The following is a 14,234-nucleotide window of genomic DNA, read 5'->3' as shown; positions in this document are numbered from 1 at the left end:
CGTGCTACTTGGCCGGGACCTTGACCGTCCAGGCCCGGGTCACGGTCTTGTGCTGCGTCGAGCCGAGGTAGGTCGCCCTGACCGACCAGGTGCCCTTGGCGGCCTTCGGCAGCGCGAGGACCACCTTGCCGTTCCTCAGCACCTTCGCGGCGACGGTCCTGGTGACCTTGCCCTTCTTCAGGACGAGCTTGACCTTGCCGGTCGGGACCGGGCCACCCTTGACCGACCTGACGGTCACGGTGAGCTTGCCGGCCTTCTTGGCCGTCCACTTCGAGGTCACCTTCGCGGCGACCGCCGACGCACCCGGAGCGATGGTGACCTTCTTGTTCACCGGCGTCGCCGCGCTGGTGCTGGCGTCGCCCGCGTAGCTGAAGGTCAGGGTCAGCGGACCGGCCGGCAGCGTTGCCGGCAGCTTGAAGGTCGCCTTGCCGCCCACGATCGGGGCGTTGACGTTCTTGCCCGCGACCTTGACCACGACGTTCCCGGTGCCCGCAGAGACGGTCGCAGTGTAGGTCGCAGCCGTCCGGTAGGCCACCGAGGACGGCCCGCCGGTGATCGAGACCACGGACGCGTTCTTGGCGATCGCGTACGTCGCCGTCTCGGCGTCGGGGCCGTACAGGTCGTCGCCGGAGTAAGCCACGCTGATGGAACCGCTTCCGACCCCGAGCGAGCCGGGCAGCGAGACCACGGCCTCACCCGCGACGAGGTCGGCCGCCGGCAGCGGCGTGGCGGCGCCACCCGCGGGGGTGTAGGTCAGTACCACCGAGCCTGTCGGCGTCGGCTTGCCGGCGACACCGCCGACGGTGATCGCCACCGGGACCGCCGAGCCGACGGTGCCGGTGTAGCTGGCCTTGTCCAGCGAGACCGTGGCCGGGTTCTCGGCAACGGAGTAGGTCGCCGTCTTGGTCCCCGCGGCGTAGATCTCGTCACCCTCATAGGACACCGAGAGCGCGCCCGCCGTACCGCCGTCGAGGTCGGCCGGAAGGTCGAGCGTGGCCGTGCCGTTGGCGAGGGTGCCGGTGTCGACCTGCGTGGCCGAGCCACCCTCGGGAGTGATCGACAGGGTGACCGCACCCGTGGCCTTCTCCGGCTCGTTCGCGCCCGAGACGGTCACCACGACCGGGGTGGTCGCACCGGCGGTACCGGCGTAGGACGCCTTGTCCAGGGCGACGGTCGAGGCGACCGGCAGGAAGGTGATCGGCGTGTAGGTCTCGTACGCCGGAGCAACCGCGCCGCTGCCGCCGTAGGTGTAGATGCCGTAGCGGAATGCTTCCGTGCCGGCACCGGCCGACGCGTCGAGGGCGGCCTTGTTGATGACCAGGTCGGTGGTGAAGGTGCCGCTGGGGGTCAGCTCGATGGCACCGGCGTTGGCGCCGCCGATCCCGACCATGTTCGCGGCCGGAACCGCCCACTTGAGGCCGCCGTTGCCGGCCGTGGCCGTCTTGCGGTTGCCGGAGGGAGCCAGCGTGGATCCCAGCGACGGGCGCCAGACCTCCGCGAACTTGCCGAAGGTGATGTAGCTGCCCGCGGTCTGGCCGCTCAGCGGCGGACGGGTACCGATCGACATCGGGTAGTGGAAGCCCGTGCCGGACACCGTGACGGTGGTGGTGCCCTCAGCGTCGACGCGGGTGTTCGAGACCGTCACCTGCGGGGCGGGCTCGGCGGTGTACTTCACGTCGATCGGCAGCTGCGGCTTGAAGTCCTGCATGCCGCCGCACCCGGTCGAGTAGAAGTGCGGGAGCACCGACTGCCCGGCCGAGGACGAGTTCAGCGCGGTGATGAACGCGGTCGGCCACGATCCCCACCACCCCGTGGCGCCACTGTCGGTGGTGCAGGTGGTGTTCTGACCCGCGAGGCCGTTCGTCACGCCCTGGTACTTCGGGGTGGCGCGGTAGCCGGTGGCGGTCTTGTTCGAGAGCGAGCCGGCGTCGAAGTTCGCCAGGTTCAGGCGGCCGTAGTCGATGGCGTCGAACGGGTTGCCCTGCATGTCGACGCCGGCACCGATGCCGAAGTTCGCGGTCAGGGTGCCCGAGCCGTCGGCCGCGATCGTCAGGATCGGGTCCTGGTAGATCTCGTTGGGCGCGTTGAACTGCGGCGGGTAGGCGTTGACCGTGTAGCTACCCGTCCAGCTCAGCTTGCCGGCACCGGTCGCGGTGTCCACGACGCCGGTGCCGGAGGAGAACTTCACGGCGTTCGGGTTCGCCGGAACGGTGCCACCTGCCGGCGGCATCGAGGTCGCCGGGACCGGCGACGCGGTGTACTCGGTCTGGGTGGAGCCCTGGAGCAGGGTCACGTTGCCGGTGGCGTCCTTGAAGGTCCACGGGCCGAAGATGCCCTTCTGGGCGTAGCCGCTGACACCCCAGGTGAAGGTGGCGTCGTCGACGTACGACGGACCGGAGCCGGTCGTGGTCACCGGTACGGCGTCGGGTGCCGCCTGAGCCGGACCGGCGACGGTCGCCAGGACTCCGACAGCGAGTGCGCCGGCGGACACCGCGGCGAGAAGCCGCCGTCCGAGGCGCGAACGATGGGTGGTCATGAAGTGGTTCCTCTCTCGGTGATCCGGATCCCCGGCGCTGCGGTTCTTGAGCCGCGCACCAGAACGGTCCCGATCCTTGATAAGGTAAGGCTGTACTTACTAAGGGCAGCCTTACCTTAACCCATACTCAGGAGTTCCGATGACCTTGCTCGAATCCACCGTCGACGCCCCCCTGTCCGCCGCCATGCGCGAGGGCTCGATGGCCGAGCACAAGCAGGCCGAGGGCTCGGCCTTCGTCGAACGCCTCCTCGGCGGCGAGGTCGACGAGCGCGGGTACGTGCAGTTCCTCGGCCGGCTGCGGATGATCTACGCCGCGATGGAGACGGCCGGCCGCGAGCTGCAGGGCGACCCGATCGTGGCGGCGGTCTACGACCCGCTGCTCGAGCGTCTCGACCACCTCGACGCCGACCTCGACCACTGGTCGGCCGGGCACCCGCCGGTGATCAGCAGCCCCGCCGCCGACGCCTACGTCGCCCGCCTCGAGGACAGCACCGCGTGGGGCGGCCTGTTCCTCGCCCACCACTACACCCGCTACCTCGGCGACCTCTCCGGCGGCCAGGCCTTCGGCGCCGTGCTGCGCCGCGAGTTCGGCCTGACCGGCGCGACCGGGACCGCGTTCTACACCTTCACCGAGATCCCCAAGCCGAAGCCGTACAAGGACGCCTACCGGGCCCGCCTGGACGCCCTCGGCCTGGACTCCGGCCAGGTCACCCGGGTCGTGGACGAGGTGAAGGTCGCGTTCAACCTCAACCAGCAGCTCTTCGCCGAGCTGAGCGGCAACCTCGACGCCTGGAAGCGGACCCCGGCCTCCTAGGTGCCCGCCTCCCGGTTGACTTGGAGCGCACTCGAAGGTTGAAGATGGGCGGGTGACCTCCCTGACCATCGCCGAGGCAGCCGCGCAGACCGGCCTGACTGCGCACACCCTGCGGTACTACGAGCGCGACGGGCTGATGCTCGCCGCGCCCGAGCGGGCTGCCTCGGGGCACCGGCGCTACTCCGAGCGCGACCTCACCTGGATCGAGCTGATCAACCGGCTCCGGTCCACCGGGATGCCGATCCGTGACGTACGGCGGTACGCGGGCCTGGTCCGCGACGGCGACGGGAACGAGGCCGAGCGGCTCGCGCTCCTCAAAGCGCACCGTGAACGGGTCGAGGCCCAGCTCGCCGAGGTGACCGGTCACCTGCGCGCGATCGACCACAAGATCGGGATCTACGAGGGCAAGGTCGCGCCGACGGGTTGACTTAGAGTGCGCTCTCAGTAGTTCGCTGGTCGCATGAACCTCTCAACCCGCACCCTTGGAACCACGCGCCCGCTCACCGTCTCCACCCTCGGCCTCGGCTGCATGGGCATGTCGGAGTTCTACGGCAACGCCGACGAGGCCGACGGCATCGCCACCATCCACCGCGCCCTCGACCTCGGGGTGACCTTCCTGGACACCGCCGACATGTACGGCCCGTTCACCAACGAGCAGCTGGTCGGCAAGGCCATCGCCGGCCGCCGCGACCAGGTCCAGCTCGCCACCAAGTTCGGCAACGAGCGCCTCGCCGACGGCACCCGGGTCGGCATCAACGGCAGCCCCGAGTACGTCCGGGCCGCCTGCGACGCATCGTTGCAGCGCCTGGGCGTCGACCACATCGACCTCTACTACCAGCACCGCGTCGACCGGACCGTCCCGATCGAGGAGACCGTCGGCGCGATGGCCGAGCTCGTCGAGGCCGGCAAGGTGCGCTTCCTCGGGCTCTCCGAGGCGTCCGCCGCGAACATCCGCAAGGCCCACGCCGTGCACCCGATCACCGCGCTGCAGAGCGAGTACTCGCTGTTCTCCCGCGACCTGGAGGACGAGATCCTGCCGGTCCTCCGCGAGCTCGGCATCGGGCTGGTGCCCTACTCCCCGCTCGGCCGCGGCATGCTCACCGGCAAGCAGGAGTGGACCACCCTGGAGAACGGCGACGGCCGCGCGTCGGCCTACTTCCCCCGCTTCCAGGGCGAGGCGCTCGACGCCAACCTCCGGCTGGTCGACGAGATCGGCAAGGTCGCGGCCGAGAAGGGCTGCACCCCCGGCCAGCTGGCGCTCGCCTGGGTACTGGCCCAGGGCGACGACGTCGCGCCGATCCCCGGCACCAAGCGGGTGAAGTACCTCGAGGAGAACGTCGGTGCAGCCGCGGTCACGCTGACCGGTGCCGAGCTCGCCCACCTGGACCAGGTCGTCCCCCGCGACGCGGTCCAGGGCGACCGGTACGGCGACATGAGTCACATCGACCGATGAGTACCCACGGGTAACATGGCGGCATGACCCGCCGCTACGTCTCCCACACCATCGCCGACGGCATCGCGCAGGTGCGCCTGACCCGTCCGGACAAGCTCAACGCCCTGACCCTGCAGACGCTCGACGAGCTGATCGCCACGGCCGCCGAGCTCCGCAAGGACCGGACGCTGCGGGCGGTCGTGATCAGCGGCGAGGGCGACTCGTTCTGCGCCGGGCTCGACTTCGCCTCGGCGATGTCCTCGCCGGCCGGGATCGTCAAGGCGTTCGTGCCGCTCCCCTGGCGCGGCACGAACGCCTTCCAGGAGGCCTGCTGGGCCTGGCGCCGGCTGCCGGTCCCGGTGATCGCGGCGGTCGACGGGCACTGCTACGGCGGCGGGCTCCAGCTCGCCCTGGCCGCGGACTTCCGGATCGCCACCCCGGACTCGGAGTGGTCGGTGCTGGAGGCGCGCTGGGGCCTGATCCCGGACATGACCGGCATCCGCAGCCTGGCCGAGCTGGTCGGCATCGACACCGCCAAGCGCCTGACCATGACCGCGCAGCTGCTCAGCGGCAAGGAGGCCGCCGACCTCGGCCTGGTCACCGAGCTGGCCGCCGACCCGGTCGTGGCGGCGCTGGACCTGGCTCGGGAGATCGCGCAGCGCTCCCCCGACTCGGTGGCCGCGGCGAAGCGGTTGTTCAACCGCACCTGGACGTCCTCGCCGCGGGCGACCTTCGCCCGGGAGCGGCTTGAGCAGCTGGTGCTGCTGACCGCGGCGAACACCAAGGCGGCTCGGACGGCTGCCTTCCAGAAGGTGGTCCCGCAGTTCAGCAGGCGCCTGCTGCCGTGACCGAGCTGGCGGACCGGCTGCACCGCGAGCTGCACGAGGCCGCCGACCCGGAGCTGGCGCCGGCGATGGCGGCGTACATGAAGGTCGCCGAGAACGGCACCCTGCCGTTCCTCGGCATCCGCCGTCCCGCCGTACGACGACTCGCCCGTGCCGCCGCGAAGGGCGCCTCGCCGGAGCTGCTGGTGGCGACGGTCCGGGATCTCTGGGAGAACGCCGACTACCGGGAGGAGCGGTACGCCGCCCAGGACATCCTCGGCCTGCGCTGGTCGGCCGGCCGGCTGGACCTGCTCGACCTGCACCGGGAGATGGCGCAGACAGGTGCCTGGTGGGACCACGTCGACGAGGTCGCGCACCGAATCGCCGACCTGCTGGACACGCACCCGGTCGAGGTCTCGGCGACCCTGCGGGAGTGGTCCACGTCGGAGGACCTCTGGTTGCGACGACTGGCCATCATCGGGCAGCTCGGCCGCCGCGAGCGGGTGGACCTCGACCTGCTCGCCGCGGTGATCGAGCCGAACACCGCGGACCGGGAGTTCTTCATCCGCAAGGCGATCGGCTGGGCGCTGCGCGACGCCGCCCGGGTCCGTGCCGCCTGGGTCCTCGACTTCGTCGCGACCACCGAGCTCAGCCCGCTGTCCCGGCGCGAGGCTCTCAAGCACCTCGGCTGAGACCGCCCGCGGACCGCGCCCGGACACCGTGTAGAAAGGGGTCATGGCAACCATCGCGTTCGGTGACTCCACCGCAAACACTGTCGGCGACCTCCCCGCCCAGGGCAGCAAGGCTCCGTCCTTCACGCTCGTCGGCGCCGACCTGTCCGAGCTGTCCTCGGCCGACCTCACCGGTCGCACCGTGATCAGCATCTTCCCGAGCATCGGCACCGGCGTCTGCCAGGCCAGCGTCCGGAAGTTCAACGAGCTGGCCTCCGGCCTGGAGAACACCACCGTTCTCAACGTCTCGATGGACCTGCCGTTCGCGCTCGCCGGCTTCTGCGCGGCCGAGGGCCTGGAGAACGTCTCGGTGGCCTCCGGCTTCCGCTCGACCTTCGGCCAGGACTACGGCATCACGCTGACCGACAGCAAGTTCCAGGGCCTGTACGGCCGCGGCGTGGTCGTGGTCGACGCGGACGGCACCGTCCTGCACAGCGAGCTCGTGCCGGCCGTCGGCCAGGAGCCCGACTACGACGCCGCTATCGCGTCGCTGTCCTGACGTAGTCCCGCAGGCCCTCGTCGGCACCGCGCATCATCACCGCGTGGTTCCAGCGCAGGACCGGCTTGATCAGGTACGACGCCAGCACGAACTTCCGATCCACAGCGTGCACCCGTTGCTCGAACTCGAGCCGGGTGCCGTTGTGCGTTCGGGACAGGGTCCACGCGGCGTGGCCGCGGATCGGCCCGTCGATCTCCACCCGCAGGTGCCCCGGGTCCCGGCTGACCGCGTGCAGGTGCAGCTCCAGGTCGTACGGCAGCCGCGAGCGGCAGACCACCACGGCGTCGTCCGGCCCGGCGCTCGCCACCGCCCGGACCTGCGGCCACCAGTCGACGTACCGCTCCAGGTCGAGCAGGACGGCGTGCACCTGCTCGGGCGAGGCGGCCACCTCGGAGGTGTGCGAGAAGGCGTAGTCGACGGCGCTCACACCTCGAGGTTAGGCGACTAGGGTCGTCCCATGACGTCCCTCTCCGACGACGACCTGCTCACCGCGGCCCGGGCCTGGGCCGCCGAGGACCCCGATCCGCAGACCCGCGCGGAGCTGGAGGCGCTGATCGCCGCCGGTCCGAGCGCCGACCTCGCGGACCGCTTCGCCGGCACCCTGGAGTTCGGGACCGCGGGCCTGCGCGGAGCCCTCGGCGCCGGCTCGAACCGGATGAACCGGGTGGTCGTGCTTCGCGCCGCCGCCGGGCTGGTCGCCTACCTGAAGGCGAACGGGGCCGGCCCCGGCGACGCCGTCGTGATCGGGTACGACGCCCGGCACAACTCCGACGTCTTCGCCCGGGACACCGCCGAGGTCGTCACCGGCGCCGGCCTGCGCGCCCTGCTGCTGCCCCGGCCGCTGCCGACCCCGTTGCTGGCCTTCGCGATCCGCGACCTGGACTGCGTCGCCGGGGTGATGGTCACCGCCAGCCACAACCCGCCGCAGGACAACGGCTACAAGGTCTACCTCGGCGACGGCAGCCAGATCGTGCCGCCGGCGGACACCGGGATCGCCGCGCAGATCGCTGCCGTCGGAGCGCTGGCGGACATCCCGCGCGGCGACGGCGGCGAGGTGCTCGGCGAGGACGTGGTCGAGCGCTACGAGGCCCGGGTCGCCTCGCTGGTCGGACCCGGCCCGCGCGACCTGACGATGGTCTACACCCCGCTGCACGGCGTCGGCGGGACGACCGTCCAGCGGGTGCTGGCGCAGGCCGGGTTCAGCGCACCGCACGAGCCGCCGGCCCAGGCCGACCCGGACCCGGAGTTCCCGACGGTGGCCTTCCCCAACCCCGAGGAGCCCGGGGCGATGGACCAGGCGATGGCGCTGGCCGCCGAGGTGGGCGCCGACATCGTGGTCGCCAACGACCCGGACGCCGACCGGTGCGCGGTCGCGGTGCCTGTCGGAGGGACCGGGCAGGGCTGGCAGATGCTGCGCGGCGACGAGGTCGGCGCCCTGCTCGCCCAGCACCTGCTCGCCAAGGGGGCGCAGGGCGTCTTCGCCCAGTCGATCGTCTCCTCCAGCCTGCTCGGCGCGATGGCTGCCGCGGCCGGGCAGCCGCACCAGGAGACGCTCACCGGCTTCAAGTGGATCGGCCGGATCCCCGGGCTCGCCTTCGGCTACGAGGAGGCCCTCGGCTACTGCGTCGACCCGGCGGCCGTGAAGGACAAGGACGGCGTCTCGGCGCTGCTGCTGATCTGCGAGCTCGCGGCCGAGGCGAAGGCCGCCGGCCGCACGGTCCGCGACCTGCTCGACGACATCGCCCGCACGCACGGGCTCTACGCCACCGACCAGCTCAGCGTCCGGTTCACCGACCTGGCCCAGATCCCGGCCACGATGCAGCGGCTCCGGGAGCAGCCGCCGACCAGTCTCGGCGGCCTCGCCGTGGAGCACGTCGTCGACCTGGCGACCGGATCGGCCGACCTGCCCCCGACCGACGGGCTGCGCTACCAGCTCGCCGACCACGCCCGGGTGATCGTGCGCCCGTCGGGCACCGAACCCAAGGTGAAGTGCTACCTGGAGGTCGTGGTCCCGGTGGGGGCCGAGGAGGACGGCGGCGTCGACGCGGCCAGGATCGCGGCGGCCGGCCGGCTGGACGCGATCCGCGGGGACCTGCAGACGGCGGCCGGGCTGTGAGCCGCCCGGGTTCGCGGCCGGATTCACGGCTGGGTTCGCGGCTGGGCGACCTCTGGGAACAGCGGCTGCTCCCCCGGGTCATCGACGTCACCTGCTCGGACAAGGTCACCGGGACCTGGCGCGACCAGGTCTGCGCGCCGGTGGCCGGCGAGGTGCTCGAGGTCGGCTTCGGCTCCGGGACCAACCTCCGGCACTACGGCGACGCGGTGCAGCGGGTGCACGCAGTCGAGCCGTCCGACCTCGCCTGGGAACGGGCCCAGCCGGCGATCCGGGCCTTCGGGCGCCCGGTCGAGCGGATCGGCCTGGACGGCGCCGCGATCGCGCTGGCGGACGGCACCATGGACGCGGTGGTGTCGTCGTACACGATGTGCACGATCCCGGACCTGGACTCGGCGCTCGCCGAGATGCGCCGGGTGCTGCGCCCGGACGGGGCGCTGCACTTCGTCGAGCACGCGAAGCCGCCGAACCCGAAGGTGGCCGCGCGGCAGGACAAGCTGCAGCCGCTCTGGGGCCGGATCGCCGGCGGCTGCCACCTCGGCCGGGACATCCCGAACCTGGTGGCCGACGGCGGGTTCACCGTCCACGAGCTCGACGCGTTCTGGATGCCGGGGCCCCGGTTCATGCGGCCGTTCAGCTGGATGACGGTCGGGCGCGCGACACCGGTCTAGGTCAGACCACGAACGCGATCACGGCAGCCAGCACCGCCGCCGCGAACGCGACGATCTCCAGGACGGCGTACAGGCGAAATCCCGGGCCCTCGGCCAGGCCGAGGTCACGGGCGCGCTGCGCTGCCGCGAGCACCTGCGCCGCGGCGAAGTCGGCGTCGGACTGGTCTGTCGGCTTGGGCTTGCCCGGGGCCTCCGGTGCCGGCGGCGGTCCGAGGCGGAAGAACCCGCCGCCCGTCGCCGGGCGGTTGGCGCGGGCCAGCTGGCGCACCGACTTCCCGACCCCGGCGCCCTGGTACCTGCCGTCGTCCGAGGTGCGAACCGTCATCACCGCGCGGACCTCGACGTCGGTGACCGAGGCGAGCGGGATCCGCCAGTCGGTGAAGCCGTTGCGCAGCAGCAGCGTCCCGGCCGGCTCGATCAGCACCCGCGGCCGGAGCATGAAGGCCCAGATCAGCACCGCTACCGCGAGCAGCACCAGGACCGTCCGGACGTGGGCGGCGCTGACGTCGTCGACCAGCAGCGCCGCCGCGGCACCGGCGCACAGCACCAGCCCGAGGACCCCCGTGACGGTGCCCGAGGTCGGGCCGAAGCGCTGGGCCGGGACAGAATCGCTCACGGCACCACCCTACGGCGGCGCGGTCCGGGGATTAGCCGTGGTCCTCCGGGGCTCCTAGACTGCGAGGGTGACGACCTTGAACTCAACGGCGAGTTCACTGGCGGAGGCCACGGCCTCCGACGCTGCGCTCCGCCGCTTCCTGCACGGGCTCCCCGGTGTCGACCAGGTGGGGGCCGAGCAACGAGCCGCCGCGCTCGGCACCCGGTCGATCAAGACGACGGCGAAGGCCTTCGCGATCGACCTGGCCATCCGGATGGTCGACCTGACCACGCTGGAGGGCTCGGACACCCCGGGCAAGGTCCGCACGCTGGCCGCGAAGGCGATGCGCCCGGACCCGACCGACGCGACCTGCCCGCCGACCGCCGCGGTCTGCGTCTACCCGGACATGGTGGCGACCGCGAAGAAGGCGCTGAAGGGTTCCGGCGTCAACGTCGCCGCCGTCGCCACCGCGTTCCCGAGCGGCCGCGCCGCCCTGGACATCAAGCTGGCCGACACCACCGACGCCGTCGAGGCCGGTGCCGACGAGATCGACATGGTGATCGACCGCGGGGCGTTCCTGGCCGGTCGCTACCTGGACGTCTACGAGGAGATCGTCGCGGTCCGCGAAGCCTCCAAGAAGGCCCACCTCAAGGTGATCTTCGAGACCGGCGAGCTGCAGACCTACGACAACGTACGGCGGGCCAGCTGGCTGGCGATGATGGCCGGCGCGCACTTCATCAAGACCTCGACCGGCAAGGTGCAGCCGGCCGCGACCCTCCCGGTCACGCTGATCATGCTGGAGGCGGTCCGCGACTTCCGCGAGCTCACCGGGCAGCAGGTCGGCGTGAAGCCGGCCGGCGGGATCCGGCACAGCAAGGACGCGATCAAGTACCTGGTGATGGTCAACGAGATCGCCGGCGAGGACTGGCTGGACCCGCACTGGTTCCGGTTCGGTGCCTCGACCCTGCTGAACGACCTGCTGATGCAGCGCTCCAAGCTGAAGACAGGCGCATACTCCGGCCCCGACTACGTGACGTTGGACTGATGACCATGGCGAAGAAGTCAACGGCGTTCGAGTACGCCCCCGCACCCGAGTCGCGCAGCATCGTCGACATCAAGCCGTCGTACGGGCTGTTCATCGACGGCGAGTTCGTCGACGGTCGCGGCAAGTCCTTCAAGACGATCAGCCCCAGCACCGAAGAGGTGCTCGCCGAGATCGCCGAGGGCGACGCCGCGGACGTGGACCTGGCCGTCAAGGCCGCCCGCCGTGCCTACACCCGGGTCTGGTCGAAGATGTCCGGCGCGGAGCGCGGGAAGTACCTCTTCCGGATCGCCCGGATCATCCAGGAGCGGGCCCGAGAGTTCGCGGTGCTGGAGTCGATCGACAACGGCAAGCCGATCAAGGAGACCCGCGACGTCGACGTACCGACGGTCGCCGCGCACTTCTTCTACTACGCGGGCTGGGCCGACAAGCTCGGCTACGCCGGCTACGGCGAGGACCCGCAGCCCCTCGGCGTCGCCGGCCAGGTGATCCCGTGGAACTTCCCGCTGCTGATGCTGGCCTGGAAGATCGCCCCGGCGCTCGCCTGCGGCAACACCGTCGTCCTGAAGCCCGCCGAGACCACTCCGCTGACCGCGCTGCTCTTCGCCGAGGTCTGTCAGCAGGCGGACCTGCCGCCGGGTGTGGTCAACATCCTCACCGGTGCCGGTGAGACCGGTCGCGCGATCGTCTCGCACCCGGACGTGAACAAGGTGGCGTTCACCGGCTCGACCGACGTCGGCCGGGCGATCGCGAAGGCAGTCGCCGGCTCGGACAAGCGGGTCACCCTCGAGCTCGGCGGCAAGGCCGCCAACATCGTGTACGACGACGCCCCGGTCGACCAGGCCGTCGAAGGCATCGTCAACGGCATCTTCTTCAACCAGGGCCACGTCTGCTGCGCCGGGTCGCGGCTGCTGGTCCAGGAGTCGATCGCCGAGGAGGTGCTCGCCAAGCTGAAGCGCCGGATGAAGACGCTGCGGGTGGGCGACCCGCTCGACAAGAACACGGACATCGGCGCGATCAACTCCGCGGAGCAGCTCGCCAAGATCCGCGAGCTCTCCGAGATCGGCGAGGCCGAGGGCGCCGAGCGCTGGGCGCCGAAGTGCGACCTGCCGAGCACCGGGTTCTGGTTCCCGCCGACGATCTTCACCGGAGTCAGCCAGGCGCACCGGATCGCCCGCGAGGAGATCTTCGGACCGGTCCTCTCGGTGCTGACCTTCCGGACGCCGAAGGAGGCCGTCGAGAAGGCCAACAACACCCCGTTCGGGCTCTCCGCCGGCATCTGGACCGAGAAGGGCTCGCTGATCCTCTGGACCGCCTCCCAGCTGCGCGCCGGCGTGGTCTGGTCCAACACGTTCAACCGCTTCGACCCGGCCTCGCCGTTCGGCGGCTACAAGGAGTCGGGCTACGGCCGCGAGGGCGGCCGCCACGGACTGGAGGCGTACCTGCGATGAGCGCGAGACTCGACGTGAAGAAGACCTACAAGCTCTACATCGGCGGCGACTTCCCGCGCTCGGAGTCCGGGCGCAGCTACGTCGTCAACGACGCCAAGGGCCGGTTCCTCGCCAACGCCTCGCAGGCCTCCCGCAAGGACGCCCGGGACGCGGTCCGCGCAGCCCGGACTGCCTTCCCCGGCTGGTCCGGGAAGACGGCCTACAACCGCGGCCAGGTGGTCTACCGGATCGCCGAGGTGCTGGAGTCGCGGCGCGACCAGTTCGAGGCGGAGCTGCGCAGCTCCGAGGGCGTCACCGCCGCCAAGGCCCGCGACTTCGTCAGCGCTGCGATCGACCGGCTGGTCTTCTACGCCGGCTGGGCCGACAAGATCGCCCAGGTCACCGGGGGCGCCAACCCGGTCGCCGGCCCGTACTTCAACCACTCCGCCCCGGAACCCAGCGGCGTGGTCGCGGTCGTCGCGCCGAAGGGCCCGCTGCTCGGCCTGGTCAGCGTGGTCGCCCCGGTGATCACGACCGGCAACACCTGCGTCGTGATCGCCAGCGAGCCGCACCCGCTGACCTCGATCACCCTCGCCGAGGTGATGGCCACCAGCGACCTGCCCGGCGGGGTCGTCAACGTGCTGACCGGGTCGGTCGCCGAGATCGCGCCGTGGCTGGCCTCGCACCTCGACGTCAACGGCCTGGACCTGACCGGAGTCACCGACGCCGACCTGGCGCGCACCCTGGAGGAGTCCGCGGCGGAGAACCTCAAGCGGGTCCGCCGTCCCGGCCTCGAGGACCTGCTCGCGGCGCCGCCGCTGGACCGGATGACCAAGTTCCTGGAGACCAAGACCGTCTGGCACCCGATGGGGCTGTGATGGACGCGGTGGGGCTCGGCCTGCTGGTCGCCGCGACGGTGACGTCCGGCGTGCTGGCCGGCGCGTTCCTGCTCTACGCCCACACCGTGATGCCGGCGCTGCGCCAGGCCGACGACCGCGCGTTCGTCGACACCTTCCGCCGCCTCGACCGAGCGATCATCAACCCGGTCTTCATGCTCACCGGCTTCCTCGGCGCCCCGGCCCTCACCCTCGCCGCAGCCCTCACCACCGACGGGGACGTCCGGCGCTGGACGTACGCCGCCCTGGCGCTCCACCTGCTGATGGTGCTGATCACCGGCGCAGTGAACGTGCCCCGCAACGACGCCCTCAAAGCCGCTCCCCCCGACGCCGACCCCACCGAGGTCCGCACGGACTTCAACGAGCTCCGCTGGGCCCGCTGGAACCTCCTCCGAGTGCTGATCAGCTGCAGCGCCGCCATCGCACTCGCCTGGGCACTGGTCGTCGCACAGCCCGCGTGACCACCGACGGCGCGAAGGTCGCCAGGTTGCGAGGCTCGCGCAGCCCGCGCACCTCATGGCGTCTCGACAAGCTCGACGTCCGGGGGCGGGCCAGACTGCACACACGTCACCACGTCTCGACAAGCTCGAGGTCCGGGGGCAGAGACCCCGCGACAAGCACGGTCCGTTCGGGGCTTTTCAGAACCCCCAC

15 protein-coding genes are annotated in these 14,234 nt (G+C 71.4%); 12 read left to right on the top strand and 3 right to left on the bottom strand.

Annotated features, from left to right (window positions below; genetic code table 11):
• Window positions 1–4 precede the first annotated feature (4 nt).
• Window positions 5–2,536 (bottom strand): autotransporter outer membrane beta-barrel domain-containing protein, encoded by a 2,532-nt coding sequence (locus EFK50_RS14880; protein ID WP_123228288.1) that lies wholly within the window; start codon window positions 2,534–2,536, stop codon window positions 5–7.
• A gap of 139 nt (window positions 2,537–2,675) precedes the next feature.
• Between EFK50_RS14880 and EFK50_RS14875 the strand changes: the two genes are divergently transcribed.
• From EFK50_RS14875 to tpx, 6 genes are read left to right on the top strand one after another with little or no spacing between them, the layout of a single operon-like run.
• The gene (locus EFK50_RS14875) at window positions 2,676–3,350 is read left to right on the top strand and encodes a biliverdin-producing heme oxygenase (protein ID WP_123228287.1); all 675 of its coding nucleotides are present in this window, start codon (window positions 2,676–2,678) and stop codon (window positions 3,348–3,350) included.
• Between the two features lie 52 nt (window positions 3,351–3,402).
• A complete protein-coding gene (locus EFK50_RS14870) occupies window positions 3,403–3,777 on the top strand; it encodes a MerR family transcriptional regulator (RefSeq protein ID WP_123228286.1) in 375 nt (124 codons plus the stop codon).
• Between the two features lie 33 nt (window positions 3,778–3,810).
• Window positions 3,811–4,803 (top strand): aldo/keto reductase, encoded by a 993-nt coding sequence (locus tag EFK50_RS14865; RefSeq protein ID WP_123228285.1) that lies wholly within the window; start codon window positions 3,811–3,813, stop codon window positions 4,801–4,803.
• A gap of 23 nt (window positions 4,804–4,826) precedes the next feature.
• Window positions 4,827–5,630 carry a crotonase/enoyl-CoA hydratase family protein gene (locus EFK50_RS14860; protein WP_123228284.1) on the top strand — a complete coding sequence of 268 codons (804 nt, stop codon included), beginning with the start codon at window positions 4,827–4,829 and terminating at the stop codon, window positions 5,628–5,630.
• Window positions 5,627–6,298: a DNA alkylation repair protein gene (locus tag EFK50_RS14855; RefSeq protein ID WP_123228283.1), complete on the top strand. Its 672-nt coding sequence runs from the start codon at window positions 5,627–5,629 to the stop codon at window positions 6,296–6,298. Before EFK50_RS14860 ends, EFK50_RS14855 begins: the two co-directional genes overlap by 4 nt.
• Window positions 6,299–6,341: 43 nt before the next feature.
• Window positions 6,342–6,836 (top strand): thiol peroxidase, encoded by a 495-nt coding sequence (gene tpx, locus EFK50_RS14850; protein ID WP_123228282.1) that lies wholly within the window; start codon window positions 6,342–6,344, stop codon window positions 6,834–6,836.
• On the opposite strand, the gene EFK50_RS14845 is transcribed toward tpx, so the two are convergent.
• Window positions 6,817–7,263, bottom strand: coding sequence for an SRPBCC family protein (locus EFK50_RS14845; RefSeq protein WP_123228281.1), 447 nt, complete (start codon window positions 7,261–7,263; stop codon window positions 6,817–6,819). The two genes, tpx and EFK50_RS14845, sit on opposite strands and share 20 nt — an antisense overlap.
• Window positions 7,264–7,293: 30 nt before the next feature.
• On the opposite strand from EFK50_RS14845, the gene EFK50_RS14840 reads away from it, so the two are divergent.
• Together EFK50_RS14840 and EFK50_RS14835 are read left to right on the top strand one after the other, a co-directional pair.
• Window positions 7,294–8,952, top strand: coding sequence for a phospho-sugar mutase (locus EFK50_RS14840; RefSeq protein WP_123228280.1), 1,659 nt, complete (start codon window positions 7,294–7,296; stop codon window positions 8,950–8,952).
• Window positions 8,949–9,620, top strand: a complete 672-nt coding sequence (locus tag EFK50_RS14835; RefSeq protein WP_221177407.1) for a class I SAM-dependent methyltransferase — start codon at window positions 8,949–8,951, stop codon at window positions 9,618–9,620. Before EFK50_RS14840 ends, EFK50_RS14835 begins: the two co-directional genes overlap by 4 nt.
• A 1-nt stretch (window position 9,621) precedes the next feature.
• On the opposite strand, the gene EFK50_RS14830 is transcribed toward EFK50_RS14835, so the two are convergent.
• A complete protein-coding gene (locus tag EFK50_RS14830; protein WP_123228279.1) occupies window positions 9,622–10,236 on the bottom strand; it encodes a hypothetical protein in 615 nt (204 codons plus the stop codon).
• A gap of 67 nt (window positions 10,237–10,303) precedes the next feature.
• Between EFK50_RS14830 and deoC the strand changes: the two genes are divergently transcribed.
• The 4 genes from deoC to EFK50_RS14810 are packed head-to-tail and all read left to right on the top strand — an operon-like array spanning window position 10,304 to window position 14,044.
• Window positions 10,304–11,260 carry a deoxyribose-phosphate aldolase gene (gene deoC / locus EFK50_RS14825; RefSeq protein WP_123228278.1) on the top strand — a complete coding sequence of 319 codons (957 nt, stop codon included), beginning with the start codon at window positions 10,304–10,306 and terminating at the stop codon, window positions 11,258–11,260.
• A gap of 5 nt (window positions 11,261–11,265) precedes the next feature.
• Window positions 11,266–12,708: an aldehyde dehydrogenase family protein gene (locus EFK50_RS14820; protein ID WP_123228690.1), complete on the top strand. Its 1,443-nt coding sequence runs from the start codon at window positions 11,266–11,268 to the stop codon at window positions 12,706–12,708.
• The gene (locus EFK50_RS14815) at window positions 12,705–13,565 is read left to right on the top strand and encodes an aldehyde dehydrogenase family protein (protein ID WP_123228277.1); all 861 of its coding nucleotides are present in this window, start codon (window positions 12,705–12,707) and stop codon (window positions 13,563–13,565) included. The genes EFK50_RS14820 and EFK50_RS14815 overlap by 4 nt, the downstream gene beginning before the upstream one ends.
• Window positions 13,565–14,044, top strand: coding sequence for an anthrone oxygenase family protein (locus tag EFK50_RS14810; protein WP_221177406.1), 480 nt, complete (start codon window positions 13,565–13,567; stop codon window positions 14,042–14,044). Before EFK50_RS14815 ends, EFK50_RS14810 begins: the two co-directional genes overlap by 1 nt.
• Window positions 14,045–14,234: the final 190 nt, after the last annotated feature.

The sequence above is a fragment of the Nocardioides marmoriginsengisoli genome, assembly GCF_003725695.1.
Classification (GTDB): Bacteria; Actinomycetota; Actinomycetes; order Propionibacteriales; family Nocardioidaceae; genus Marmoricola; species Marmoricola marmoriginsengisoli.
This window is presented reverse-complemented; position numbering and strand designations above follow the sequence as displayed.

What these genes read in the sequence shown, in the direction of transcription:
- EFK50_RS14880 (WP_123228288.1), bottom strand. Translation starts at nt 2,536, where the DNA reads ATGACCACCCATCGTTCGCGCCTCGGACGGCGGCTTCTCGCCGCGGTG.
- EFK50_RS14875 (WP_123228287.1), top strand. Translation starts at nt 2,676, where the DNA reads ATGACCTTGCTCGAATCCACCGTCGACGCCCCCCTGTCCGCCGCCATG.
- EFK50_RS14865 (WP_123228285.1), top strand. Translation starts at nt 3,811, where the DNA reads ATGAACCTCTCAACCCGCACCCTTGGAACCACGCGCCCGCTCACCGTC.
- EFK50_RS14860 (WP_123228284.1), top strand. Translation starts at nt 4,827, where the DNA reads ATGACCCGCCGCTACGTCTCCCACACCATCGCCGACGGCATCGCGCAG.
- tpx (WP_123228282.1), top strand. Translation starts at nt 6,342, where the DNA reads ATGGCAACCATCGCGTTCGGTGACTCCACCGCAAACACTGTCGGCGAC.
- EFK50_RS14840 (WP_123228280.1), top strand. Translation starts at nt 7,294, where the DNA reads ATGACGTCCCTCTCCGACGACGACCTGCTCACCGCGGCCCGGGCCTGG.
- EFK50_RS14820 (WP_123228690.1), top strand. Translation starts at nt 11,266, where the DNA reads ATGGCGAAGAAGTCAACGGCGTTCGAGTACGCCCCCGCACCCGAGTCG.
- EFK50_RS14815 (WP_123228277.1), top strand. Translation starts at nt 12,705, where the DNA reads ATGAGCGCGAGACTCGACGTGAAGAAGACCTACAAGCTCTACATCGGC.
- EFK50_RS14810 (WP_221177406.1), top strand. Translation starts at nt 13,565, where the DNA reads ATGGACGCGGTGGGGCTCGGCCTGCTGGTCGCCGCGACGGTGACGTCC.